Source organism: Allobosea sp. 05T438 (assembly GCF_056396025.1).
This window is the reverse complement of the sequence record NZ_JBFTKQ010000007.1, coordinates 109,737-135,174: the sequence shown is the minus strand read 5'-3', so window position 1 is coordinate 135,174 and position 25,438 is coordinate 109,737. Positions and strand designations below refer to the sequence as shown.

General features: G+C 67.0%; 24 protein-coding genes. 12 read left to right on the top strand and 12 right to left on the bottom strand.

Annotated features, from left to right (window positions below):
- The first annotated feature begins 2 nt into the window (after positions 1–2).
- Genes AC1DIN_RS16210 through AC1DIN_RS16180 form a run of 7 tightly spaced genes read left to right on the top strand, consistent with a single transcriptional unit; the run spans position 3 to position 5,524 of the window.
- Positions 3–1,019, top strand: a complete 1,017-nt coding sequence (locus AC1DIN_RS16210; RefSeq protein ID WP_476810529.1) for a VWA domain-containing protein — start codon at positions 3–5, stop codon at positions 1,017–1,019.
- On the top strand, positions 1,016–1,933 hold the full coding sequence (locus AC1DIN_RS16205; protein ID WP_476810528.1) for a VWA domain-containing protein: 918 nt from the start codon (positions 1,016–1,018) through the stop codon (positions 1,931–1,933). Before AC1DIN_RS16210 ends, AC1DIN_RS16205 begins: the two co-directional genes overlap by 4 nt.
- Entirely contained in the window at positions 1,930–2,571 is a 642-nt protein-coding gene (locus AC1DIN_RS16200) for a tetratricopeptide repeat protein (RefSeq protein WP_476810527.1), read from the top strand. Before AC1DIN_RS16205 ends, AC1DIN_RS16200 begins: the two co-directional genes overlap by 4 nt.
- Entirely contained in the window at positions 2,568–3,848 is a 1,281-nt protein-coding gene (locus AC1DIN_RS16195) for a BatD family protein (RefSeq protein ID WP_476810526.1), read from the top strand. The genes AC1DIN_RS16200 and AC1DIN_RS16195 overlap by 4 nt, the downstream gene beginning before the upstream one ends.
- Positions 3,849–3,863: 15 nt before the next feature.
- Positions 3,864–4,124 (top strand): DUF3302 domain-containing protein, encoded by a 261-nt coding sequence (locus tag AC1DIN_RS16190; protein ID WP_476766732.1) that lies wholly within the window; start codon positions 3,864–3,866, stop codon positions 4,122–4,124.
- Positions 4,121–5,062, top strand: coding sequence for an HlyD family secretion protein (locus AC1DIN_RS16185; protein ID WP_476810525.1), 942 nt, complete (start codon positions 4,121–4,123; stop codon positions 5,060–5,062). Before AC1DIN_RS16190 ends, AC1DIN_RS16185 begins: the two co-directional genes overlap by 4 nt.
- A gap of 15 nt (positions 5,063–5,077) precedes the next feature.
- On the top strand, positions 5,078–5,524 hold the full coding sequence (locus AC1DIN_RS16180; RefSeq protein ID WP_476810524.1) for a hypothetical protein: 447 nt from the start codon (positions 5,078–5,080) through the stop codon (positions 5,522–5,524).
- A gap of 69 nt (positions 5,525–5,593) precedes the next feature.
- Here the strand turns inward: AC1DIN_RS16180 and gyrB are convergent, their stop codons facing one another.
- The 11 genes from gyrB to mutM all read right to left on the bottom strand — a co-directional run bounded on the left by gyrB (position 5,594) and on the right by mutM (position 19,643).
- On the bottom strand, positions 5,594–8,032 hold the full coding sequence (gyrB, locus tag AC1DIN_RS16175; RefSeq protein ID WP_441471313.1) for a DNA topoisomerase (ATP-hydrolyzing) subunit B: 2,439 nt from the start codon (positions 8,030–8,032) through the stop codon (positions 5,594–5,596).
- A gap of 272 nt (positions 8,033–8,304) precedes the next feature.
- Complete coding sequence (recQ, locus tag AC1DIN_RS16170) at positions 8,305–10,143, bottom strand: DNA helicase RecQ (RefSeq protein WP_476810523.1); 1,839 nt, start codon at positions 10,141–10,143, stop codon at positions 8,305–8,307.
- A gap of 59 nt (positions 10,144–10,202) precedes the next feature.
- Positions 10,203–10,556 (bottom strand): hypothetical protein, encoded by a 354-nt coding sequence (locus tag AC1DIN_RS16165; protein WP_476810522.1) that lies wholly within the window; start codon positions 10,554–10,556, stop codon positions 10,203–10,205.
- 6 nt (positions 10,557–10,562) lie between these two features.
- A complete protein-coding gene (locus tag AC1DIN_RS16160; protein WP_476810521.1) occupies positions 10,563–11,177 on the bottom strand; it encodes a LysE family translocator in 615 nt (204 codons plus the stop codon).
- A gap of 75 nt (positions 11,178–11,252) precedes the next feature.
- Positions 11,253–12,380 carry a DNA replication/repair protein RecF gene (gene recF / locus AC1DIN_RS16155; RefSeq protein ID WP_476810520.1) on the bottom strand — a complete coding sequence of 376 codons (1,128 nt, stop codon included), beginning with the start codon at positions 12,378–12,380 and terminating at the stop codon, positions 11,253–11,255.
- A 121-nt stretch (positions 12,381–12,501) separates the two neighbouring features.
- On the bottom strand, positions 12,502–13,617 hold the full coding sequence (gene dnaN / locus AC1DIN_RS16150; RefSeq protein ID WP_476810519.1) for a DNA polymerase III subunit beta: 1,116 nt from the start codon (positions 13,615–13,617) through the stop codon (positions 12,502–12,504).
- 156 nt (positions 13,618–13,773) lie between these two features.
- Positions 13,774–15,294: a chromosomal replication initiator protein DnaA gene (gene dnaA, locus AC1DIN_RS16145; protein WP_476810518.1), complete on the bottom strand. Its 1,521-nt coding sequence runs from the start codon at positions 15,292–15,294 to the stop codon at positions 13,774–13,776.
- A 782-nt stretch (positions 15,295–16,076) separates the two neighbouring features.
- The gene (gene rpsT / locus AC1DIN_RS16140; protein ID WP_149131629.1) at positions 16,077–16,343 is read right to left on the bottom strand and encodes a 30S ribosomal protein S20; all 267 of its coding nucleotides are present in this window, start codon (positions 16,341–16,343) and stop codon (positions 16,077–16,079) included.
- 179 nt (positions 16,344–16,522) lie between these two features.
- The gene (locus AC1DIN_RS16135; protein ID WP_476810517.1) at positions 16,523–17,524 is read right to left on the bottom strand and encodes a threo-3-hydroxy-L-aspartate ammonia-lyase; all 1,002 of its coding nucleotides are present in this window, start codon (positions 17,522–17,524) and stop codon (positions 16,523–16,525) included.
- 256 nt (positions 17,525–17,780) lie between these two features.
- Entirely contained in the window at positions 17,781–18,554 is a 774-nt protein-coding gene (locus AC1DIN_RS16130; protein WP_476810516.1) for an enoyl-CoA hydratase, read from the bottom strand.
- Between the two features lie 198 nt (positions 18,555–18,752).
- The gene (gene mutM / locus AC1DIN_RS16125) at positions 18,753–19,643 is read right to left on the bottom strand and encodes a bifunctional DNA-formamidopyrimidine glycosylase/DNA-(apurinic or apyrimidinic site) lyase (protein ID WP_476810515.1); all 891 of its coding nucleotides are present in this window, start codon (positions 19,641–19,643) and stop codon (positions 18,753–18,755) included.
- A gap of 114 nt (positions 19,644–19,757) precedes the next feature.
- On the opposite strand from mutM, the gene ubiE reads away from it, so the two are divergent.
- A complete protein-coding gene (ubiE, locus tag AC1DIN_RS16120) occupies positions 19,758–20,519 on the top strand; it encodes a bifunctional demethylmenaquinone methyltransferase/2-methoxy-6-polyprenyl-1,4-benzoquinol methylase UbiE (protein WP_441471323.1) in 762 nt (253 codons plus the stop codon).
- Positions 20,520–20,625: 106 nt separating this feature from the next.
- On the top strand, positions 20,626–22,182 hold the full coding sequence (gene ubiB / locus AC1DIN_RS16115; RefSeq protein ID WP_476810514.1) for a 2-polyprenylphenol 6-hydroxylase: 1,557 nt from the start codon (positions 20,626–20,628) through the stop codon (positions 22,180–22,182).
- A gap of 141 nt (positions 22,183–22,323) precedes the next feature.
- Here the strand turns inward: ubiB and AC1DIN_RS16110 are convergent, their stop codons facing one another.
- Positions 22,324–23,778: an AMP nucleosidase gene (locus AC1DIN_RS16110; RefSeq protein WP_441471325.1), complete on the bottom strand. Its 1,455-nt coding sequence runs from the start codon at positions 23,776–23,778 to the stop codon at positions 22,324–22,326.
- A 223-nt stretch (positions 23,779–24,001) separates the two neighbouring features.
- On the opposite strand from AC1DIN_RS16110, the gene AC1DIN_RS16105 reads away from it, so the two are divergent.
- Genes AC1DIN_RS16105 through AC1DIN_RS16095 form a run of 3 tightly spaced genes read left to right on the top strand, consistent with a single transcriptional unit; the run spans position 24,002 to position 25,415 of the window.
- Positions 24,002–24,349, top strand: a complete 348-nt coding sequence (locus AC1DIN_RS16105) for an ArsR/SmtB family transcription factor (RefSeq protein WP_476810513.1) — start codon at positions 24,002–24,004, stop codon at positions 24,347–24,349.
- 41 nt (positions 24,350–24,390) lie between these two features.
- On the top strand, positions 24,391–24,936 hold the full coding sequence (locus AC1DIN_RS16100; protein ID WP_476810512.1) for an SRPBCC family protein: 546 nt from the start codon (positions 24,391–24,393) through the stop codon (positions 24,934–24,936).
- 44 nt (positions 24,937–24,980) lie between these two features.
- Positions 24,981–25,415, top strand: a complete 435-nt coding sequence (locus tag AC1DIN_RS16095) for a VOC family protein (protein WP_476810511.1) — start codon at positions 24,981–24,983, stop codon at positions 25,413–25,415.
- Positions 25,416–25,438: the final 23 nt, after the last annotated feature.

Below are 25,438 nucleotides of genomic sequence, written 5' to 3'. Positions count from 1 at the left end.
CGATGCTCTCCTTCGCCTATCCCTGGGTCGGATTGCTCGCGCCGCTGCCGCTGCTCGTCTGGTTCGCACTGCCCGCCCATGCCGAGCGACGCGCTGGTCTGCGGGTGCCCTTCTTCGAGCGCTTGGCCAGGTTGAGCGGGGAAAGGCCCTATTCCGGGGGCGTGGTCGCGCGGCGCCATCTCGGGCGCCTGCTGTTGCTGACATTGGCCTGGCTTTTGACGCTTGCCGCGCTCGCACGGCCGCAATGGATCGAGCCGCCTCTGCACCGCGAGGTGCCGACCCGCGACCTGCTCGTCCTGGTCGATCTCTCCGGTTCGATGGACACCAGGGATTTCGTCGACGCTTCCGGCAAGACCGTCGATCGGCTCACCGCGGTGAAACAGGTGCTCGACGATTTTCTTTCGCGCCGCAAGGGCGATCGCGTCGGCGTGGTCGTCTTCGGCGATGCGCCGTTCGCGCTCGTGCCCTTCACCACGGATCTTGAGTTGTGCCGCGCCATGCTGCGCGACACCGATGTCGGCATGGCCGGCCCACGCACGGCGTTCGGTGATGCCATCGGCCTCGGTATCGGCCTGTTCGCAAAGAGCACCGTGAAGGCCAAGACGATCATCGCGCTCACCGACGGCAACGACACCATGAGCAAGGTCCCGCCCGCCGAGGCCGCGCGTGTCGCCAGGGACAAGGGCATCGTCATCCACACGGTCGCCGTCGGCGATCCGCAGGCAGCGGGGGAGGACAAGCTCGACGAAGCCGCGCTGAAGGAGGTCGCTGACACGACCGGCGGCGGCTTTTTCCGTGCGCTCGACCGGACGCAGCTTGCCGACATCTACCGCCGGCTCGACGAGATCGAGACCCGCCATATCGATACGGTGAGCTTCCGCCCGCGCCTCGACGTCTACTGGGTTCCGGTGGCGGGCATGCTGGTGCTGAGCCTGCTTGCGCAGGCGCTGTTCCTGCTGCGCCGCCACCGGCGCCGGGAGCCTTCCGAACCCGCAGCGATAGCGGGAGCGTTGCGATGATGGACGCGCTCGCCGCCTTCCATTTCCTGCGGCCGCTCTGGCTGCTGGCGTTGCTCCCGGCGGCTGCGCTCTGGCTGATCGAGCGCCGCAGCTCGGACGCGTTGCAGCAATGGCGCGGCGTCATCGATCCGGCACTGCTGCCTTATCTCCTCGTCGGGGCAGACAGGCACAAGCGCATCACCCCGTCGGATTGGCTCTTCCTGGTCTGGATCATCGCGACGCTCGCCGTAGCCGGCCCTGCCTGGCAGCGCGAGCCCTCGCCCTTCGCGCAGGCCAAGCCTGCCGTCGCAGTCGTACTCAAGGTCACTCCGTCCATGCTGACGCAGGATCTCGCGCCGACGCGGCTCGACCGCGCCCGGCAGAAGCTCGCCGATATTCTCGCGGCGCGAGAGGGGGCGTCGACCGCACTCGTCGCCTATGCCGGTTCGGCGCATCTCGTGCTGCCGGCGACGCCGGACAGTGGCGTGGTGCTCGATCTCGCCAAGGCACTCTCGCCGCGGATCATGCCGAAGGAGGGAGACGATCTCGCCGGGGCGCTGACGCTGGCCAGACGCGCGCTCGCCAGCAGCGCCGATGGCGGCTCGATCCTGGTCATGGCGGATACGATAGCGCCGGAGGCGGCGGCCGATCTGGCGGGGAACAAGGGACCGGCCGTGACGCTGCTCGCGCTGGTGCCGCCGGACACCGATACGAGCGGCGTGGCCGACGCGGCGCGTGCCATGGGTGCCACGACGATCCCGACGACGCCGGATCAGGTCGATGTCACCGCCGTCCTGCGCCGGCTCGACAGCAGCGATGCCGCGGCCAGTGTGGCGGGGGAAGGCGAGCATTGGCGCGAAGCCGGCTATTGGCTGGTTCCGCTGCTCGCCCTGTTGGCCCTGTTCTGGTTCCGCCGCGGTTGGGTGCTGACATGAAACGCGCCCGCTCGCTGTTGTCCTCTCCCTATGCGGCCATCGCGCTTGCCGCGGTCCTGGCGCTGCTGGCTGCGGCACATCGGATCGGCTGGCGCGATCTCTGGCTGACGCCGGATCAGCGTGGTCGCATGTTGATGAGCCAGAATCGTCCGGCGGATGCCGCAACGGCTTTTCGTGATCCGCTCTGGCGCGGCGTTGCGCTGTTCCGGGCCGGGGAGTTCAAGGAGGCGGCCCAGGCCTTCGCTGCCCGTGACACGGCCGAAGGTGCTTTCAATCAAGGCGACGCGCTGGTGATGCTGGGCCAGTATGACGACGCGCTGAAGCGCTATGACCGTGCGCTCGCGCTGCGCCCAGCTTGGCCGGAGGCACTCAAGAATCGCGAGATCGCCCGGATTCGCGGCGAGCGGAAGAAGACGGAAGGCGGCGAGACCGGCAACACCGACGACAAGCCCGACGAGATCGTCTTCGACAAGACGAAGAAGGGCGGCGAGGATTCCACGGTGGAGGGCGAGAAGCCGATGTCGGATGAGCAGGTCCGCGCGCTCTGGCTGAAGCGTGTCCAGACGCGGCCGGCCGATTTCCTGCGGGCCAAGTTCGCCTATCAACTCCAGGCAGCGCCGAGCGGAGCGGCGCCATGAGGCTCGCCACGGTCCTTATCTGCACGCTTGTTGCGGGCCTCGCCTGGGCACAGGAGCCCGAGAGCAAGCCCGTGATCCGCACGAAGATCGACCCTACACAGGGCATCGTCATCGGCCAGCCGGTGCGGCTCGACGTCGAGGTTCTGTTTCCGGGCGAGATGGTTCATCCGCCGCGGGTCGGCATCCCCGAGGCGCCCGGTGCGCAGATCCTGCGCTTCGAGACGCAGGCGACCACGATGCGGGAGCGGATCGGCGATCAGGACTATGTGGGCCAGAGCTTCGAATTCGTCCTCTTCCCGCGCCGCGGTGGCGAGATCGCCGTTCCGGCACCGAGCGTGACGTTCCTTGACCGGGGCGGGGAGGCGACGGGTTCGGCGAAGGGCGAGCCGATGCGGATCGCAATAACCGTGCCGCCCGGCATCGATCCATCCGGCCCGGTGCTCGCTGCCGATGGCGTCAGGGTCGAGCAGAGCTGGTCGCCTGATCCCCGGACTGCGCGGCTCAAGCCTGGCAGCGCGCTCGTCCGGCTGATCCGGCGGCAGGCGGATGGCGTGCCGGCGCTCGGCATGGCCGAGTTCAAATTCGCGGCGCCGGAGGGCGTGCGCGTCTATGCCGATCCGCCGGTCGTCGAGGATCGCAGCAACCGCGGTGCCGTCGAAGGCCACCGCACCGACAAGGTCACCTATGTCTTCGAGAAGGCCGGGGCCTATGATCTGCCGGCGCTGGTACAGCCCTGGTGGAGCCTCTCGGGCAAGCAGGCGCGCACGGAAACGCTGCCCGGCGTCACTGTCACCGTCGCGGCGGCAGCCGCTGGCCGTTCGGAAGCTCGGATGGGTTGGACGTTGAGCCCCCTGTGGCTCGCAGCCGGCTTCGTTCTCGCCGCGCTGGCTCTTGGCCTGATCCTGCTTCGCGCCAGATTGACTGGTCTCTGGCAGCGGGCCGAGCAGCGCCATCGCTCGTCGGAAGCCGCGGCGCGACGGGAGCTAGCGCGGACGGCCAAAGCGGGAGACGCTTCGGCAACCTACCGGGCGCTCATCCAATGGCTCCAGCGCCTGCCGGGCGACCAGCAAGTGCAGGCGCGTTCGACCGGCGAACTGGGCTCGGCCATCGTGCTGCTTGAGCGAAGCCTCTTCGGCGCCGGTCAGACCTGGGATCGCGAGGCGGGTGCACGGCTGGCGGGAGCTGCAATCGCCTTTCGCAAGGAGAGCGACGCCTCACGGCGAGGCTCGGGGAACGCGCTGCCGCCGCTCAATCCAACGACTCGAGGCTGCGCATGAACGAAGGAAGCAACAATGTCCGGCCTTGATCTCTTTGCCTGGCTCGTTCTGGTGGTGCTGGTCGCCAGCACGGTCTTCGTCATCGTCTTCATGGCGATGTGGCCGGGCATGGTTGCCCGCCGGCGCAACCACCCCTGGGCCGAGGCGGTCTCGATCGGCGGCTGGATCACCCTCTTCCTCGGCTTCGTCCTCTGGCCGGTCGTGCTGATCTGGGCTTATGTCGACGTGCCGGCGAAGCGAGGCCATCCGTCCTCCGAGGCGGAGGCGGCGCGATGATTGTCGTCCTTCTCAACACCTATCTCGCCCTGCTCTTCATCCTGGTGAAGCTCAGGGTCGTGCCGTTCAACCTGTTCTGGAAGGTTTCGCCGATCCTCGTCCTCCTGCTGCTGCTCATTGGCCTGTTCATCCCGATGAACTGGGGCGCCCCTCAGGGCAGCGTGCTGGTAGTGCGCAATTCGGTCGCGATCGTTCCCGACGTCGCCGGCGAAGTGATCGAGGTTCCCGTCCAGGCCAACCAGCCATTGAAGGCCGGGGATGTGCTCTTTCGGATCGATCCGACGCCGTTTCAGGCCCAGCTCGATGCGATCCAGGCGCAGCTCAAGCTTCAGGAGACCCGTCTCTCCCAGATGACCCAGCTGCAGACCCAGGGCACCGGCCGCGCTTTCGACGTCGAGGAGCGGCAGGCCTCGGTTGATCAATTGCGGGCCCAGCTCGTCGGAGCGCAATGGAATCTGGAGAAGACGACGGTCCGCGCACCGGCCGACGGCTATGTCACGAATGTCGCGCTGCGCAAGGGCGCCCGCGTCTCCAGCCTGCCGCTCTCGCCGGTCATGGCCTTCATCGATACGGCGGACACGATCATCGGCATCGAGATCAACCAGATCGATGCGCGCTATCTCGCTGCGGGGCAGCCGGTCGAGTTCACCTTCAAGATGACGCCGGGAACGGTGCAGACGGGCAAGGTCGAAAGCATCCTGCAGGCGGTTTCGACCGGGCAGGTCCAGACTTCCGGCGCGGCCGTCACGCCGACCGCGATCAAGGCTGCTCCCTTCGTGGTGCGCGTGAGGCTCGACGACGAGGCTTTCGCCCGTTCCCTGCCCGCGGGCAGTATCGGTACGGCGGCGATCTTTACCGATCGCGTGGAGGCGGCCCATGTGATCCGCAAGGTCCTGCTGCGGCAGATCGCGATCACCAACTACGTCAATCCCTTCTGAAGCGAGGAGACCATGATGAAGCACATTGCAAAGGCACTTTCCCTGCTCGTAGCGGTCTTGATGCTGGCTGTGCCGGCCAGCGCGCAGCAGCGCAATCTCGGCCCGGCGACGGGCAAGGTTCGCATCGAGCAAATCCAGGTCGCCTTCATCGGGTCAGGCCAGGTGGGCGGCGGCACGCTCAGCTTCCGCGGCCGAAATCATGCGATTACGGCTGGCGGGCTCGGCATCGGCGGCATCGGCGCGTCGAAGCTGACGGCGAACGGCACCGTCTACGGGCTGACCCGGCTCGACGACTTTCCCGGCGCCTATCTCCAGCTGCGCGAAGGCTGGGCGCTTGGCGACCAAGGGCGCGGCACGCTCTGGCTGCGCAACGACAAAGGCGTGACCCTCAAGCTGGCCACGCGACGCAAGGGCCTGCAGCTTTCGCTTGGCGCGGACGGTGTTCTGATCGGCTTCAAGTAAAGCAAAGCCCGCGCAGATCGCGATCTGCGCGGGCTTTTTTGAACAGATGAGCCGGCTTCGGAGCCGGGATTAGATATCGACCGTCGCGTTGAGCGCGTTCGTCTGGATGAACTCGCGCCGCGGCTCGACGACGTCGCCCATCAGCTTGACGAAGAGATCGTCGGCCTCGTCGTTCTGGTCGTTCTTGACGCGCAGGAGGGTCCGGACGTCGCGGTCGAGCGTCGTCTCCCAGAGCTGGTCGGGGTTCATCTCGCCCAACCCTTTGTAGCGCTGTAGCGCAACGCCCTTCTTGCCGATGGTCGAGACCGCGTCGAACAAGTCGGTCGGGCCGTTGATCGTGAAGGAATCGCCCTTGCGGCCGAGCACCGCCGGCTTGGAATAGGCCTCCTGCAGGGAAACCGCCGCGGCATCGAGTTTCCGGGCCTCGGCGCTGGCGAGCAGGCCGGCGTCGATCGTCGCCGCCTGCTTCACGCCGCGGACCATGCGGGAGAAGATGAAGCCGCCCTCGCTGACCTTGCCTTCCCAGCCGCGCTCCAGCTCGTCCGAGATCGCATCGAGCCGTTGCGCGACACGGGCCGCCGCCTCGTTCGCCTGGGCCTCGTTGTCCTCGCCGATCGGATGCAGAACGCCGGCGATCGCCATCTGCTCGACGACGCGCCGGTCATAGCGCGAATGCAGCTGCGACAGCGCGTTGCGGACGTTGCGGGCCTCCTCGATCAGGACCCGCAGATCGGCGCCGCCGCGCTCGACGCCCTCGCTGGTGCGGAAGGTCGCCCCGTCCAGCGTCGAGTCGATCAGGTACTGTTCCAGCGCCCGCTCATCCTTGAGATAGACATGGCTCTTGCCGCGCGCCGCCTTGTAGAGCGGCGGTTGGGCGATGAAGAGATGGCCGGCATCGATCAGCTCCGGCATCTGCCGGTAGAAGAAGGTCAGCAGCAGCGTGCGGATATGGGCGCCGTCGACGTCGGCGTCGGTCATGATGATGATCTTGTGGTAGCGCAGCTTCGCCAGGTTGAAGCCGCCCTGATCGGCCTCGGCCCGGCCGATGCCGGCGCCGAGCGCCGTGATCAGCGTGCCGACCTGGTCGGAGGAGAGCATCTTGTCGAAGCGCGCCCGCTCGACGTTCAGGATCTTGCCGCGCAGCGGCAGCACGGCCTGGTATTCGCGGGCGCGGCCCTGCTTGGCGGAGCCACCGGCCGAGTCGCCCTCGACGATGAAGAGTTCCGACTTGGCCGGATCGCGCTCCTGGCAATCAGCCAGTTTGCCGGGGAGCGAGGCGATATCGAGCGCGCCTTTGCGGCGAGTGAGGTCGCGCGCCTTGCGGGCGGCCTCGCGCGCGGCAGCGGCTTCCGCCACCTTGCCGACGATGGTCTTGGCCTCGTTCGGATGCTCTTCCAGCCACTCGGACAGCGCCTGGTTGACGACGTTCTCGACAACCGGACGGACTTCCGAGGAGACCAGCTTATCCTTGGTCTGCGAGGAGAACTTCGGATCGGGCACCTTGACCGAGACGATCGCGGTCAGGCCCTCGCGGCAGTCGTCGCCGGTGAGCGAGACCTTCTCCTTCTTCGAGATGCCCGAGCTTTCGGCGTAGCCAGTGATCTGGCGGGTCAGCGCGGCGCGGAAGCCGGCGAGGTGCGTGCCGCCGTCGCGCTGCGGGATGTTGTTGGTGAAGCAGAGCACGTTCTCGTGGTAGCTGTCGTTCCACCACAACGCGACGTCGACGGTGATGCCGTCCTTCTCCGAGGTCAGCATGATCGGCTTCTCGATCACCGGGGTCTTGGCGCGGTCGAGATAGCGCACGAAGGCCTCGACGCCGCCATCGTACATCAGCTCTTCGCGGATGACCTCGGCATGGCGGGCATCGGTGAGGACGATGCGCACGCCCGAGTTCAGGAAGGCGAGCTCCCGCAGCCGGTGCTCCAGCGTCTTGTAGTCGAACTCCACCATGGTGAAGGTTTCCTGCGACGGCAGGAAGGTGACCTCGGTGCCGCGCCGGTCACCCTGCGGGCCGACCACAGCGAGCGGGGCAACCGCGTCGCCATGGCGGAATTCCATGAAATGCTCGTGCCCGCCGCGCCAGATGCGCAACTTGAGCGAAACCGAGAGCGCGTTGACGACGGAGACGCCGACGCCGTGCAGGCCGCCCGAGACCTTGTAGGAATTCTGGTCGAACTTACCGCCGGCGTGGAGCTGGGTCATGATGACCTCGGCCGCCGAGATGCCTTCCTCGCTGTGGATATCGGTGGGGATCCCGCGGCCGTTGTCGCTGACCGTGACCGATCCGTCGGCGTTCAGCGTCACCGTGACGAGGTCGGCATGGCCTGCCAGCGCCTCGTCGATCGCGTTGTCGACGACCTCGTAGACCATGTGATGCAGGCCGGAGCCGTCGTCGGTGTCGCCGATATACATGCCCGGCCGCTTGCGGACGGCATCCAGACCCTTGAGAACCTTGATGGAATCGGCGCCGTAATCATCGGGCTGGGCGCTGAGCGCAGCGTCGGTCATGAAGTCGTCCTTGCACGGGCGAGCGAGCGCCCGCGATGATCCTGATTCGAAACGACAATATAGGGGCAGACGATGGCTTTTTCACGCGCATAGGCGCGCGTGTGCGAGTCGGCGCGTTGATGCCGGTGTCTTCGGCGTCGGAACAGAGCGTCATGCTCGGGCTTGACCCGAGCATCTCATGCCGATGGAGGCTCCGGCGTTACCGCAAGGCAGAGATTCTCGGGTCTACGCTTCGCTCCGCCCGAGAATGAGGGCTGCCCAGGCCGGAGCGCCTACCCCCGAAACTCCGCGATCGCCTCGACAAAGGCCTCGCCATACTGCGAGAGCTTGCGCTCGCCGACGCCTTCTATCGCGCGCATCTCGTCGAGGCCGAGCGGACGCTCGCGCGCCATCGCGATCAGGGTCCGGTCGGTGAAGATGATGTAGGCCGCGACGCCCTCCTCGCGGGCGAGTTGGAGCCTGAGTTTGCGCAGGTGCTCGAACAGGGCGGCCGTGCCTTCGTCCAGGCCGTCGGCGCGTGCCGCCTCGCGTTCGCCGCGGCGGGAACGCCGCTCGGCGAAGGGGTCGGCCCTGAGCGCGATCGCCTCGCGACCGAACAGGATGTCCTCGCCCTTCGGCGTGAGGCGGAAACCGCCATGTTCGGCGCTGGCTTCGGCCAGAGCCCCGGCGGCGAAGAGCTTGCGCGTCAGCCCCATCCAGGCCGCCTTGGGCCTGTCGGCACCGACGCCGAAGGTCTTCAGCCCGTCATGGTTCTGGCGACGGATCGCCTCGGTGGTCGTCCCCGTGAGGATATCGGCGAGATGGCCGGCACCGAAGCGCTCGCCGGAACGGATCACGGCCGAGAGCAGCTTGCGCGCGTCGAGCGTGGCGTCCTGCAGGGCCGGGGCTTCAGCGCTACAGAGATCGCAGCGGAACGGCGCGTTGCCATGCCGGCAGGGTGGCGTCTCCTCGCCGAAATAGGCGAGGAGCGCGCTGCGCCGGCACAGGGCGTTCTCGCAGAGATCGATCATCGCATTCAGGCGCTTGTGCTCGATGCGCTTGCGCTCGTCGTCGACGGGCTTCTCGTCGATCTGGCGCCGTCTCAAGGACATGTCGTCGACGCCGTAGAGGGTCAGCGTATCCGCCGGCAGCCCGTCGCGCCCCGCGCGGCCGATCTCCTGGTAATAGCCCTCGATCGAGCCGGGCATATCGGCATGGACGACGAAGCGCACATCCGGCTTGTTGATGCCCATGCCGAAGGCGATGGTGGCGCAGACGACCACCCCGTCCTCCTGCAGGAAGATGTCCTGGTTGCGGTTGCGTTCCGCCTGCTCCAGCCCGGCGTGATAGGCGAGCGCATTCCAGCCCTTTTCCCGCAGCCCTTCGGCAAGCCTCTCGGTCTTGCTCCGGGAAGAGCAATAGATGATGCCCGAGCCGTTGCGGTGGCGGCGCAGGAAATCGTCGATCTGCCGGCGCGGCTGCTCCTTCGGTGCGAAGGCGAGCTTCAGATTCGGCCGGTCGAAGGAATGCACCACCATCTGCGGCGGCTGCGGGAAGAGCTGGCTCGCGATATCGGCCTGGGTCTGCCGGTCGGCGGTGGCGGTCAGCGCCGTCACCGGCACGCCGCCCAGCGCCTCGCGCGTTTTGGCGAGAAGCCGGTATTCCGGGCGGAAGTCGTGGCCCCATTGCGAGACGCAATGCGCCTCGTCGATGGCGAGCCGCGTCACCCCGAGACGCTTCAGGCGGCCGACCAATCCTTCGCCGGCCAATCGCTCGGGCGAGACGAAGAGCAGCCTGAGTTCCCCGGCATTGAGCCTGTCCCAGGCCTGAGCCGCCTCCTCCTCGCTGTTCATCGAGTTCAGCGAGGCGGCGGAAACGCCGGCCCGGACGAGCTGTCCGACCTGGTCGCGCATCAGCGCGATCAATGGCGAAACGACGAGGGTGAGGCCGCCCGTGACCAGTGCCGGGAGCTGGTAGCACATCGACTTGCCCGAGCCGGTCGGCATCACCGCGAAGACGTCGCGCCCGGTGAGCGCGGCTTCGATCACCTCCCACTGGCCGGGGCGGAAGTCGTCATAGCCCCACACCGATTTCAGGATCGCGCGGGCTTCTGATTCGCGGGATGGCGACATGGGAAGGGGTGTGCCGCAGCCGGGCGCGCTTGGCCAGTCTTTCGCGGGATATCCTGTGCCTAGACCCGTCCGGCCAGCAGATGAACCACCGTGGTCAGCGCGAAAATCGCGGTGATCAGTTTCGAGGGCCAGGGCTTGAGATCGAACCAGATGAATTGCAGCATGAGCCGAAGGCCCCAGAAGGCAGCGCCCGCAAGTGGCAGCGCGGGATGGACGTTTCCTTGCCCGGCCAGCCAGATCAAGGTCGCGCCATAGGCGAGGAAGACGAAGATCAGCATCGCGTTGAGCGTCCGCGTGATCGCGGTGTTCAGACTGCCGGAGGGGACGAGCCGCTCCGGCCAGCCGAACAGGCGCCGGAACGCGGCGTGGAACAGCGCGAAGCCGAGATCGATGAGGCCCGCCGCCAGAACCAAGGCCGCTCAGCTCCGCGTCGCGATCGCGGCAGCCGCGCCCGCCATCACGCCGCCGGTCGTCCGGTTGATCCAGCGCATGGCGCGCGGGCTGGCGACAAGGCGACGCGCCCGGTCGGCCGCATAGGCATAGGCCAGCAAGGTTCCGCTGATGATCGGCGCGATCAGGGCCATGACTTCCAGATAGGCGAGCGGGGTCAGCGCGTTGAGATCGATGACGAGCGGCAGGATGGACAGGAAGAACACCATCACCTTCGGATTGCCGAGCGTCAGCGCCAGGCCCCCGAGGAACAGGCGGGCACCCTCTCCGCGCGCGGCGGCGGAAGGCTTCGGCGCTTCGGCGGGCGCCGTCCAGGCCTTGTAGGCGAGATAGAGCAGATAGGCGCAGCCGGCATATTTGATCGCGACGAAGACGCCGTGGAAGCTCTGCATGAGGACGCTGAGACCCAGCGCCGAGAGCGTGAACCAGACGAGATCGCCCGCGACGATGCCGGCGAGGAAGGGCAGCGAACGCCGGAAGCCGGTGGAGAGGGAGCGTGCGACCAGAGCCGCGATCGCCGGCCCGGGCGAGGCGACGGCGAGGAAATAGACGCCGGCGAACAGGGCGAGGCTGGCGACTTCCATTGGGAGGCTCCGATTTTTCGCGATGCTAGCAGCAACGCGCTGGTTCCGTCCCATCGCAAGACGTGGTCCGACCGATCAATCGATCGGATCGGCCCGGCCAGGCGTGATTGCGAAACGCTGCGCGCCGCCCGGCAGATCGCCGAACAAGGCGGCATCGGCGCCGGTCATCCAAACCTGACAGCCGAGATCGGTGAGGCCCTCGTAAAGCGCCGCGCGCCGGCGCGGGTCGAGATGGGCGGCGATCTCGTCGAGCAGGACGAGCGGGGCGATGCCGCTCATCGCCGCGACCAGCCTTGCATGGGCCAGCACGAGTCCGATCAGCAGCGCTTTCTGCTCGCCGGTGGAGCCCTGGCCGGCCGGGATGTCCTTCGGCCCGTGCCGGACCTCCAGATCCGAAGCCTGCGGACCGGCGAGCGTCCGCCCGGCGGCGCGGTCTCGGTTGCGGCCCTGGCGCAGCAGGTCGCGATAGGTGTCCTCCGCATCCACGGCCGGCAAGCGCGCGACGAGTTCGTCGATTTCGCCCGAAAGCGCGATATCGGCATCGGGGAAGGGCGAGGCTTCATCGCGGGTGTCGGCGATGATCGCGGACAGCCGCGCCACCGTCTCGGCACGCGCGGCAGCGACCGCGACGCCGAGCTCGGCGACCTCACGCTCGACCGCGTCGAGCCACTGCGTCTGTCCCCGGCTTTCCTCGAGGATGCGGTTGCGCGAGCGCAGCGCCCGCTCCAGCGCATTCGAGCGCGTGGCGTGGCCCGGGTCGATCGCCAGCACCAGTCGGTCGAGGAAGCGGCGGCGGTCGCCGGCGGCGCCCCGGAACAGCCCGTCGAGATCGGGCGTGAGCCAGACCACGCGCAGATAGTCGCTGAAGGCGAGGGCCGAACCGACCGCGGCGCCATCGATGCGGGCGAGCCGCGGACGGCGGCCCTCAGGGTCGAGGGGACCGAGGCCGATGCCGAGCCGGCCCGCCTCGTCGGCGAGCGTCACCGAGGCGGCGAAGGAGCCGTCGCCGCCCTGCCGCGCCATGACCGAAAGCTCGGTGCGGCGTAAGCCTCGTCCCGGTGTGAACAGCGAGAGCGCTTCGAGGATATTGGTCTTGCCGGCTCCGTTCTCGCCGATCAGCGCAACGATTTGACCCTCGACCGGGAGATCGAGGGCCTCGTAGGAACGGAAATCCTGGAGGATCAGGCGCGCGACGGCGGCCATGGCCGCGCCCGATCACGCCGCGTTCGGACGCGAGCGTCCGAACGCGGACGAGAGCGATCGGCTCGCAATGCTCGCGCATTGCTCTAGCGTAAAACCGGTGTCCACTTTTTCGCGCAATACTTCACACGCGCATCGGCATCAGCACATAGAGGGCGGAGGCCCCTTCGCGATCCTGGATCACGGTCGGCGAACCCGGGTCGGCGAGCTTGAGCACGGCGGTGTCGCCATCGAGCTGCGCCGCGATGTCCATCAGGTAGCGGGCGTTGAAGCCGATATCGAGCGGGCTCGCCTCGTAATCGACCTCGATCTCCTCGGTCGCGGAGCCCGAATCCGGATTGGTCACGGAGAGCGTCATGCGCCCGTCGGCCATCGAGAGCTTTACGGCGCGGCCGCGCTCCGACGAGATCGTCGAGACGCGATCGACGGAAGCGGCGAAATCGCCCTTGTCGACGGTGAGAAGCTTGTCGTTGCCGGCGGGAATGACGCGCTGATAGTCGGGGAAGGTGCCGTCGATCAGCTTGGAGGTCAGCACGACACTGGCGGTGGCGACGCGGATCTTCGAGCCGGAAAGCTCGACCGCGACCTCGCTCTCGCCATCCTCCAGCAGCTTCTGGATCTCGGCGACGGCCTTGCGCGGCACGATGACGCCGGGCATGCCGACCGAGCCCTGCGGGGCTGCGGTGTCGACGCGGGCGAGCCGGTGCCCGTCGGTCGCGACCGCGCGCAGCACGGGGCGGCCCTCGACATCGATGGTGTGGAGATAGATGCCGTTGAGATAGTAGCGCGTCTCCTCGGTCGAGATCGCGAACTGGGTCTTGTCGATCAGGCGCTTCAACTCACCGGCCGGCAGCACGAAGCGATGCGCCATCTCGCCGGCGGTGATGTCCGGGAAGTCGCTCTCCGGAAGCGTCTGGAGCTGGAAGCGCGAGCGGCCCGAGCGCAGCACGAGGCCGCTGTCGCCGGTCGTCTCGAGCGAAACCTGCGCGCCGTCGGGCAGCTTGCGGACGATGTCGTAGAGGGTGTGGGCGGGAACGGTCGTGGCGCCGGGCTCGGCCGCGTCAGCCGGAATCGTCTCCACCACCTCGATGTCGAGATCGGTCGCCTTGAGCCGCAGGCCGTTCTCGGAGGCGCTGAGCAGCAGGTTCGACAGGATCGGGATCGTATTGCGGCGCTCCACCACCCGATGAACGTGGCCTAGCGACTTGAGCAGCGTGGAACGTTCGACCGTGACCTTCATGATTGTCTAGTCTTCTGACGCTTGCTGCCCTCGCACGGATGCAAGGGCCGAATGAATGGCCAGCGACATTGCAGGACGGCAGCGACGCGCGCAAGGGCCGCGCGCGCCGGGAACCACAACCATTTGGCAGAGCAGGTGCGAGCGATCGCGCCGGGCTCACTCCTGCAGCATGCGCTTCAGGAGATCGACCTCGTCATGCAGCGAGCGGTCCTCGCTGATCGCCTTCTCGATCTTGCGCACCGCGTGCAGCACGGTGGTGTGATCGCGCCCGCCGAAACGGCGGCCGATCTCGGGCAGCGAGCGCGGCGTCAGCGCCTTCGACAGATACATCGCGATCTGGCGCGGCTTCACCACCGCCGCGGTGCGGCGCTCCGAAAGGATGTCCGCGCGGCTGACATTGTAGCGTGTCGCGACGAGCTTCTGGATGTCCTCGATCTTGACGCGGCGCGGCTCGCGCGTCCGCACGAGGTCGCGGATCGCGGACTCGGCCGTCTCCAGCGTCACGAGCTGGCCCGACAGCGTCGCATGAGCGAGCAGCCGGTTGGCTGCGCCGTCGAGGTCACGGCCATTGGTCGCGACGACGCGGGCGACATAGGCGACGACGTCCGGGCCGACCTGGAAGTTCGGATGGGCGCCCTGCAGCGCGTCCATGCGGGTCGCCAGGATCTTGACGCGCAACGCCTCGTCGAGCTCGCCGACCTCGACGACGAGGCCGCCGCCGAGCCGGGAGCGGATGCGCTCGTCGAGCGCCTCCAGCTCGCCGGCGAGCCGGTCGCCGGCGACGACGATCTGCTTGCCGGCGTCGAGCAGCGCGTTGATCGTGTGGCCGAACTCCTGCTGGATCGACTTGCCCTGGATGAACTGCACATCGTCGACGATGAGCAGATCGATGCCGCGCAGCTTCTCCTTGAAGGCGAGAGCGGTCTGCGACTTCAGCGCGGCGACGAAGCCGTACATGAAGCGGTCGGCGGTGAAATAGGCGACGCGCTTGCCTTGGCGGCGCGCTTCCTGAGCGACCGCCTGCAGCAGATGCGTCTTGCCGAGGCCGACGCCGGCATGGAGATACAGCGGGTTATAGGGGCTCTGGCCCGCCGGCGCTGCGGCGATGCGCTCCGCCGCCGCGAAGGCGAGCTGGTTCGACTTGCCGACGACGAAGCTCAGGAAGCTCATGCGCTTGTCGAGCGCCGTGCCGCAGGCGTCGACCAGATCGGATTCGCAAGGCTGGGCGCCGCCTGCGACAGCCGGCCGGGCGGCTTCAGCCGCGACGGGGGCTGGGGTCGTGGCAGGCCGGGCGCGCAGGGCGGCTTCGACGCGCGGTGCAACCGTGGTTTCGCGCGAGACGGTGCGGACCGAGAGCAGCACGCCGGCCGGTGCCGGCAGCTCCGCCATGCAGTTCACCCGCAGGCGCTCGGCATAATGCGCCTCGAGCCAGCTCTTCAGGAAGCGGGTCGGGACCGTGAGATAGGCCACACCCTCGACAATGCCGGCGAGCTCGAGCCGGCCGAACCAGCTGGAGAAGACGTCTTCGCCAAGTTCGGCGCGCAGGCGCCTGCGGACGCGCTCCCAGGCCTCCTGGACCGAAACCTCTTCCAGCTGAACCCCAGCGGTGTCCTCAGCCGCGATCACCACCACAGACGCTGTATCGACCGTATCACCGAGTTCCTGTCGCTCGAACATCAATGGCCCCAATCTTTAAAATGCACGCGCCTTCGGAACGGCGGCCGCAGGGCGGCCGCGTTCTTGGCACTGTTGTCCGGGTTAAAAAAAGGATCCCGTCCTGTCGGGCGCTTTGTCGCCCGCAGGTTCCGATCCATGCTTTGTCGATTACGCTTGGAAGGCTCGTCGAGGGACGATGCCGCCCTTTATCTCAACACTAAAAGACAAAGGAGCTACATCCTCCAACCTCCGTGGTCGCGAGCCAAAACGCTTATCATCTCTGGAAAGCGCCTGGCGGTCATTGCTGTCCGCCGGGCGATGAAGGGACCTTACAAGGCGCTCTCGACGGGCTGCAACATCCCTTTCAGCCGGCTTCGAAGACTTGGCCTGCGAGGTGACCCCGCCAAAGCGAGGCTGCGCCCTGCAATTGGTTGGGGAACTTAAGATTTTCTTGATGCCCTGCCCCCCTGCGCGCCGCGAATCTTTTTTTCACGGCTTTCGAAAAGGCTGCCGCAGAGTCGCCGTGATTCCGCTCGCCAAAATCCTTTGCCCACTAAGATGATGATAATGCAGGTCTTTTTGTGAGCGACGGAGTCAGCTGCGGGGGTCGGTTTTTCGCCCTGAAGCGCGCTTCAGAGTCAAGTCTGCAAACCCGTGGAAAGCCTGCGGAAATGCCTTGCGGGCAGGCTTTTTTTGTTCCGTTGGAGCCTGTGGCCGAGTCGCCACAGGAGGGGCCTTAGCCAACGAAAAAGCCCGGCCGCGAGGCCGGGCTTTTCGCCGTCGAAACGGACGGATTTTCAGGCTCAGGAAGCCAGCGCGCCGATGCGGTGAGCGAGGCGGGAAACCTTGCGCGAGGCGGTGTTCTTGTGAACCACGCCCTTCTGCGCAGCGCGCATGATCTCGGGCTGGGCGGCCTTCAGGGCCTCGGCCGCGGCGGACTTGTCGCCAGAGGCGATCGCCTCCTCGACCTTGCGCAGGAAGGTGCGCATCCGCGAGCGGCGAGTCTTGTTGACCTCGGTGCGCCGCGCGATCTTGCGCGTAGCCTTCTTGGCCGACGTCGTATTGGCCATCGAAACGTCCTCGTCTTCATCGCGGTCAGGCGCCTGGCATTATTGCCGGCGGGTCTGGCCGCACCCTTGGTGGAAAAACGTGAGCGGCGGCCGAGCATGCGCGGGCCGCCGCGAGTGGTGGGGCTATAGTCGCTTGCGACCCCGCCGTCAACGCCGGAATCGATTTCGCGCCGCTATCCTCACGCGGACGGGGCGATGAAGCGGGCGAAGCTCCCCAGATCGACATTGCCGCCGCTGATGATGACGCCGACGCGCTGGCCCTCGACCGGTATCTTGCCGGTCAGCGCCGCCGCTGCGGCGAGACAGCCGGTCGGCTCGACCACGAGCTTCATCCGCTCCGCGAAGAAGCGCATGGTCTCGATGAGCTCGGCGTCGCCCACGGTGACGATGTCCTCGACCAGCGCCTGGATGATCGGGAAGGTGAGATCGCCCAGGAATGCGGTCTGCGCGCCGTCGGCGATGGTCTTCGGCACACCGATCTTGACGATCTTGCCGGAGCGCAGCGACTGCTGGCCGTCATTGCCGGCCTCGGGCTCGACGCCGAAGATGCGGCAATTGGGATTGAGCGCCTTGGCCGCCAGGGCTGCCCCGGCGAGAAGCCCGCCGCCGCCGAGTGGCACGATCAGGATGTCGAACGGGCCGGCATCCTCGATCAGCTCCTTGGTCGCCGTGCCCTGGCCGGCGATGACATCGGCATGGTCATAAGGCGGGATCAGCGTCAGCCCGCGCTCGGTGGCGATGCGGTTGCCGATCTCCAGCCGGTCCTGGGTGTAGCGGTCGTAGCGGACGACCTCGCCGCCATAGCCCTGCGTCGCCTCGACCTTAGCCTTCGGCGCGTCTTCCGGCATGATGATGGTGGTCGGGACGCCCAGCAACTTGCCTGCATAGGCGATGGCCTGGGCGTGGTTGCCTGAGGAGAAGGTGAGCACGCCCGCCTTCTTCTGCTCGGGGGAGAGCGCGGAAATGGCGTTGTAGCCGCCGCGGAACTTGAAGGCGCCCATGCGCTGCAGGTTCTCCGGCTTGAAGACGAGGCTCGCCCCGGTGCGCCGATTGGCCGTCGCCGAGCTCATCGCCGGCGTATGATGCGCGATACCTTTCAGGCGCTCGGCGGCGCGCTCGACATCGGCATAGGTCGGAAGCGTCAGACCCTCGGGGGCGGCGATGCGGGCTGTGGCGTTCATGGTCTTCGTCCTGCTGATGATGGCGCATCGTGTCAGCAGGGCGGGGCCGGGTTCAAGTCAAAGATCGACGTCCCGGCCATGCGCGGGAGTGATCGGTCGCATCGCCGCAAACCTTCCGCCTTGTCCGAGCCTCATCCCGAGGCGCCATTTCATCGGAAACGGCGCCTCGGGATGTCTCATATGGTTCCGGAAGGCGCGACGAGCGCCGCTCACGCGGCTCCGCAGGATGAGGGCTCTCGCGGTCGAGGCGCCGGCGTCAGGCGTTCTTGAAGTCCGGCTTGCGCTTCTCGGCGAAGGCGGACATGCCTTCCTTCTGGTCGGCGGTGGCGAAGAGCGAGGAGAAGACGCGGCGCTCGAAGCGCAGTCCTTCCTGAAGCGTCACCTCGAAGGCGCGATTGACCGATTCCTTCGCCATCAGCACGGACGGCAGCGACTTCGCCGCGATCGCCTCGGCCGCCTTCAGCGCCTCCGCCTGCAGATCGGCGAGCGGCACGATGCGGGCGACGAGGCCGGAGCGCTCTGCCTCCTGCGCGTCCATCATCCGGCCGGTGAGGATCAGGTCCATGGCCTTTGCCTTGCCGACTGCCTTGGTCAGGCGCTGCGTGCCGCCCGCACCCGGGATGACGCCGAGATTGATTTCGGGCTGGCCGAATTTCGCGTTGTCGGCTGCGATGATGAAGTCGCACATCATGGCGAGCTCGCAGCCGCCGCCGAGCGCGAAGCCTGCCACCGCGGCGATGATCGGCTTGCGGCGCTGGCCGATCCGGTCCCAATCCTCGAATTTGTCGTCGAGATAGGTGCCGGGGAAGGTGCGGCTCTGCATTTCCTTGATGTCGGCGCCGGCCGCAAAAGCCTTCTCCGAGCCGGTGATGACGATGCAGCCGATGCCGGCGTCCTTCTCGAAGCCGTCGAGCGCCTGATTGATCTCGCCGATGAGCTGGCCGTTGAGGGCGTTCAGAGCCTGCGGCCGGTTGAGGGTGATCTGCCCGACCTTGCCCTTCGTCTCGACGAGAATGGTCTCATAAGCCATGGCGGCCTCCCCGATGATGCTGTCGCTGCAGCTTTAGCGGGCCGGGAAGGTTCAAGTCCATGCGCGTTGCGCGCATCCGCGCTTGGGACCAAAGGCACGTCATGCTCAGGCCTGCCCCGAGCATCTCATGCAGGAGGGGGCTCCGGTGTCACCTCCGTCTAGAGATTCTCGGGTCAAGCCCGAGAATGACGCGTGTCCCTACCGCCGTGGCTGGCAGCTCTCGCAATAGAAGGTCGAGCGGCCCGACTGGACCAGCCGCTTCACCAGCCCGCCGCAGCCCGGTGTGACGCAGACGTCGCCCTCGCGGTCGTAGACGCGGAAACGATGCTGGAAATAGCCGAGCGAGCCGTCGGCATGGGCGAAGTCGCGCAAGGTCGAGCCGCCGGCCGCGACCGCCTCCTCCAGCACCTCGCGGATGATGCGCGCCAGTTCATGCGCTGTCTGCCGTGGCCGGCCAGTCGGCGTCGCGATCGTGCCTGCCTCGGCTTCCGGATGTAGCCCGGCACGGAACAGCGCCTCGCAGACATAGATATTGCCGAGACCCGCCACGAGCCGCTGGTCGAGCAGTGCAGCCTTGAGCGGGGCGATCTTGCCCGCGAACAGCTTCGCCAGCGTCTCGCCGGAGAGTTCGTTGCCGAGCGGTTCGATGCCCATCCCGGCGAAATGCCTGGAGGCGGCGAGCTCGGCGCGCGGCACGAGGTCCATGAAGCCGAAGCGGCGCACGTCGTTATAGGTGACGCGCGCGCCCGACCCCATCTCGAACACGACATGGTCGTGGATCAGATGCCGGCCGATCTCATTATAGTAGGCGCCGGGCTCGGTCGGCGGTGTGCCGGGAGCCTCGACGATGAAGCGCCCGCTCATGCCCAGATGCATGATCAGGGCCTCGCCATCGTCGAGATCGGCGATCAGATATTTTGCCCGGCGCGACAGCGCTTCGATGCGTCGGCCGGTCAGCCGCTCGGAAAAGCCGTCTGGCAACGGAAAGCGCAGATCGGGCCGGCGCTGCTCGACGCGTGCGAAGCGTTCGCCCAGCATGGCGGGCTCCAGCCCGCGCCGGACGGTTTCGACCTCGGGTAGCTCGGGCATGGATCAAGACCTTCGTAAAGCCTGCGTCGAGACGGGCCGCGACAAGCCCGCTGCCTTTGGCTATTCATCGCGTCAGCCGAATACAAGGTCCGCCCGCAAAAGGTCCGCCCGAACGTGACAGCAGCCTCCGACACCACCCATTTCGGCTTCGAGACGGTGAAGCTCACCGAGAAGCAGGCGAAAGTCGACGACGTCTTCCACAAGGTCGCCAATCGCTACGACCTGATGAACGACCTGATGTCGGGCGGGTTGCACCGGGCCTGGAAAAGCGCCCTGCTGACCGCGATCAATCCGGCCAAGGACCGGCCTTTCCACCATCTCGACGTGGCGGGCGGGACGGGCGACGTCGCCTTTTCCGTGCTGGAGGCCGGCGGCCCGCAGACCGACGTCACCGTGCTCGACATCAATGCCGACATGCTGCGTGTCGGGCGCGAGCGGGCCGACAAGCGCTTCCCGGATGACGACCGCATTCGCTTCGTCCAGGGCAATGCCGAGGAGCTCGGTCTGCCGGACAACCATTTCGACTGCTACACCATCGCCTTCGGCATCCGTAACGTGCCGCGCATCGACAAGGCGCTGGCCGAGGCCTATCGCGTGCTGAAGCGCGGCGGGCGCTTCCTCTGCCTCGAATTCAGCCATGTCGACGTGCCGCTGCTCGACAAGATCTACGAGACCTATTCCTTCAAGGTCATTCCGCCGATGGGCCGCATGGTCACCGGCGAAGCCGAGCCCTACCAGTATCTCGTCGAATCCATCCGCAAGTTCCCGAAGCCGCAGGCCTTCGCGAACATGATCGAGGACGCCGGCTTCCGCCGGGCGAAGTTCACGCCGATGACGGGCGGGGTCGTGGCGCTGCATTCCGGCTGGAAGCTGTGATGGATTGTTTTGCGTCATGCCCGGGCTTGACCCGGGCATCTCGTGCCGGAAAAGGCACCCTTCCTGAGATGCTCGGGTCAGGCCCGAGCATGACGGCTGGAACCGCATGATCTCTTCCTCCTTCCACCTCCTGCGCGGCGCGCGCGTCGGCTTCGTGCTGGCCCGCGAGGGCGCGCTCGCGCTGGTCGACCCCTCGGTGCTGCCGCCGCTGGCGCGTGGTCTGATCCGCGTCGGCCGGCTGATCGAGCGACGCGGCGCCGGGTCCTCGGCGACGAGGCTCGCGGCGGCTCTGACCCGGCTCGGCCCGTCCTATGTCAAGTTCGGCCAGTTCCTGGCGACGCGGCCTGATGTCGTCGGCATGAAGATCGCGGAGGATCTTTCGGCCCTGCAGGATCGCATGCCGGCCTTCCCGATGGCGGAGGCGCGCGCCATCGTCGAAGCCGCGCATGACGAGAAGCTGGAAGAGATCTTCGTCGAGTTCAGCGAGCCGGTCGCCGCCGCCTCGATCGCACAGGTCCACCGCGCCCGGCTGAAGGACGGGCGCGAGGTCGCGGTCAAGATCCTGCGCCCCGGTATCCGTGATCGCTTCAACCGCGACCTCGCGGCGATGCGCTTCGGAGCCGAGCAGGCCGAGGCGCGTTCGGCCGAGGCGCGCCGCCTGCGCTTCACCGGCGTGGTCGAGACGCTGGCGCGCTCGGTCACGATGGAAATGGATTTGCGGCTGGAAGCGGCCGCCCTGTCCGAATTCGCCGAGAATACCAAGGACGACGCCGATTTCCGCGTGCCGGAGCCGGACTGGCAGCTGACGGCGCGCGAGATGCTGGTCGACGAATGGATCGACGGCGTGCGCCTCTCCGATGTCGACGGCCTGCGCGCTGCCGGCCACGACCTGCCGGAGCTCGCGCGCAACATCATCCAGTCCTTCCTGAAGCATGCGATCCGTGACGGCTTCTTCCATGCCGACATGCATCCCGGAAACCTCTTCGTCGATGTCGAGGGGCGGCTCGTCGCGGTCGATGGCGGCATCATGGGCCGGCTGGGCTTGAAGGAGCGGCGCTTCCTGGCCGAGATCCTGCTCGGCTTCATCACGCGCGACTATCGCCGCGTGGCGGAGGTTCATTTCGAAGCCGGCTACGTTCCCTCCCATCACGACGTCGAGGATTTCGCCCAGGCGATCCGTGCCGTCGGCGAGCCGATCCACGACAAGCGTGCCGACCAGATCTCGATGGCCAAGGTGCTGACGCTGCTCTTCGAGATCACCGGCATGTTCGACATGGCGACCCGCACCGAACTCGTCATGCTGCAGAAGACCATGGTGGTGGTCGAGGGCGTGGCGCGCTCGCTCGATCCGCATCTCGACATGTGGGGCACGGCCGATCCGGTCGTCCGCAGCTGGATCACGCATAATCTCGGGCCGATCGGCAAGCTGGAGGAGGCCGGGCGCGGCGCCCGCTCGCTGCTAGGTTCCCTGGCCGCGCTCCCGGACACGGTCGTCCGCGCCGAGCGTGTGCTCGGCCAGCTGGAGGACGCCTCGCGCAACGGCTTCGTTCTCGACGAGCGCAGCATCGAGGCGATCGGGCGCGCCGAGGCGCAGCGCAATCGCTGGGGCACCGCCGCACTCTGGGTGATCGCGGCGCTGATCGCCTATGGCGTGTTCGGCTGAGGCCGGCCCGTCATTCTCGGGCGCCGCGCAGCGGCGACCCGGGAATCTCTTGCCGGACAGGGCGCCTTTGCCGGATGGGGGCCTTCTGGTCCAGAGATGCTCGGGTCGAGCCCGAGCATGACCCCCTTTCCGGGCCGAGCCTTATCGGAAAGGCGGCTCGTCAAAACTCCGGAGCTTGCGCGAATGGATCGCCGAGCCCGCTTCCTTCAGCTTCTCCAGCGCGGCGAGCCCGATCCGCAGATGCTCGCCGACGGCGCGTTCATAGAAGGCGTTGGCGGCACCCGGCAGCTTGATCTCGCCATGGAGCGGCTTGTCGGAGACGCAGAGCAGCGTGCCATAGGGCACGCGCAGCCGGTAGCCCTGCGCGGCGATGGTGCCGGATTCCATGTCGACCGCGATGGCGCGCGAGAGATTGATGCGCCGCCGTTCCTTGGTCCATTGCAGTTCCCAGTTGCGGTCGTCCTGGGTCACGACCGTGCCGGTGCGCAGCCTTTGCTTCAGCCGGTCGCCCTTCTCGCCGGTGATCTCGGCGGCGGCCTGCTGCAGCGCGACCTGGACCTCGGCCAGCGCCGGGATCGGAATCTCCGGCGGTACCAGCTCGTCGAGGATATGGTCCTGCCTGAGATAGGCATGCGCGAGGACGTAGTCGCCGATGATCTGGGTCTGGCGCAGGCCGCCGCAATGGCCGACCATCAGCCAGCAATTCGGCCTCAGCACCGCCAGATGGTCGGTGATGTTCTTCGCATTGGAAGGGCCGACGCCGATATTGACCAGCGTCACGCCCTCGCCGGTCTTCCGGATCAGGTGATAGGCCGGCATCTGGAAGCGGTGCCAGGGCGCGGACATCACGCGTTCCGCCGCCGAGACGTCGATGCCGTCGCGGCCGATGCGGATGCCGCCCGGCGCGACCAGTGCCTCGGCCGTGCCGGCCTCGATCTCCGCGAGCCCAAGCCGGACGAACTGGTCGACATAGCGGTGATAGTTCGTCAGCAGCACCCAGGGCTGCACGGCCCGCCAATCGGTGCCGGTGTAATGGACCAGGCGCCGCAGCGAATAGTCGACCCTGACCGCGTCGAACAATGAGAGCGGGCGCGGCTCGCCCTCGATCAGGTCATAGGTGCCATCGGCGATCTCATCGCCGACCAGCGCGAGCAGTGGCGTGGGGAAATGCCGTGCGAGTTCGGCGGGCGTGATCTTGCCGCGTCCGAGCTCGTCGCCGCCTTCCAGCGCATAGGGGTAGGGGATTTCCTGCGTGCTGACCCCGGTCTCGATCGTCGCGCCGTATTCGGCGACGAGCGGCCGGAGCTGGTCGAGCAGATAGGCCCGGAATTCGGCCGGCTGCGTCACCGTGGTCGAATAGATGCCCGGCGCCGCGAATTTGGCATAGCCGCGCCGCGTGGCGGCCGGGAGCTTCGACGGTTCGTAGGTCACGCGCAGCATGGGGTAGCGGTAGCGCTCCCGATCCTCCGGGGTCGGGGCCTTTCCGGTATCGAAGAAGTGCTGCAGGTCGCCGCGCAGCGCCGAGCGGGCTTCGTCATAGAGCTGCTCGAGCCGGTCGATGGCGGCTTCGGGTGTCGCTGCGGTCTCGAAGCTCATGAGCGGGTGCGTCCTCCTCGTCTATCGGTTCTAGAGCATTTTCGAGCGGAGTGGACACCGGTTCGCGTGAAGAAATCGCCTCGAAGCAAAGAGGCTATCCGCGTGTTCTTGCTCCTGACAACAACCGGCGGTGGTTCACGACAATCTGCTCGGAACGCGGTTGACAAGGTAGCGGGGTGGCGATACTAAACCGACTAGTTAATTAACTGATCGGTTTCATTCGATGTCGACGGACCCGCTCAGCCTGACTTTCGCTGCCCTCGCCGACCCGACGCGCCGTGCCATTCTGGCCCGGCTGTCGCAAGGCGAGACCTCTGTGAAGGAGTTGGCTGAGCCCTTCGCGATGAGCCTCCCTGCGGTCTCGAAGCATCTGAAGGTGCTGGAGCGCGCGGGGCTGATCACGCGGGGGCGGGAAGCCCAGTGGCGACCCTGCCGGCTCGACCCCGGCCCCTTGCAGGACGTCTCGGAATGGCTGGAGCATTACAGCCGTTTCTGGGACCAGAGCCTGGGCCGGCTGGACGAGATGCTGCGCCAGATCAACGTGAAACCCCCCGATGAATCGGGCGTTTGACACGCCAATATTCCCTTCAGCTTTTCCGCAGGTGATGACCCATGCTCAAGACCGTTCTCCTCAGCCTGCTCGGCGTTGTCGTGGTCGGGATCGCCATCGTGCTGATCCTCGCGGCCCGCAAGCCGGACACCTTCCAGGTCACGCGCACCGCCACGATCAAGGCGCCGCCGGAACGTGTCTATGCCCTGATCGCCGATTTCAAGGCCTGGAGCGCCTGGTCGCCCTGGGAGAAGAAGGATCCGGCGATGAAGCGGACCTATGGCGGCACTGACACCGGCGTGGGGTCGACCTATGCCTGGGCCGGCGACAAGAATGTCGGCGAAGGCAGCATGCGCATCATGGAAGCCAACGCGCCGAGCCGGGTCGCGCTCAAGCTCGATTTCGTCAAGCCGTTCGAGGCGCATAACGACGTCGCCTTCGCGCTGACGCCGCAGGGCCCTGCGACGGTCGTGACCTGGACCATGACCGGCCCGACGCCATTCATCGGCAAGATCATGCATGTCTTCATGGATATGGACCGCATGGTCGGCGGCGATTTCGAATCCGGCCTGACGGCGATGAAGGCAGCGGCCGAGCGCCCCGCCTGAGCCGCCCTCCGCACCCGCCATCAACCCAGCGAGGAGGAAAGACAATGAAACTGTCGACTTACCTGATGTTCGGAGGCAACTGTCGCGAGGCCTTCACCCATTACGAAAAGGTGCTGGGCGGCAAGATGCTGGCCATGATGGACCACAAGGGCACGCCGGCCGAGGAGCATGTCGCCCCCGAATGGCGCGACAAGATCCTGCATGCCTGCCTCGAGGTCGACGGGCAGATGCTGATGGCCTCCGACGCGCCGCCGGATCGCTCGGACGGGCCGATGCGTTCGGTCTCCGTCAGCGTCGGCGTGAAGACTCCCGAGGAGGCCGAGCGCATCTTCGCGGGTCTCTGCGAAGGCGGCGCCAAGATCACCATGCCGATGGCCGAGACCTTCTGGTCGCCGCGCTTCGGCATGCTGGTCGATCGCTTCGGCACCAACTGGATGGTCGGCGCCGACCAGCCGGCCGACAAGATGAACTGCAGCTGAGGCACGGGTGACGTCATTCTCGG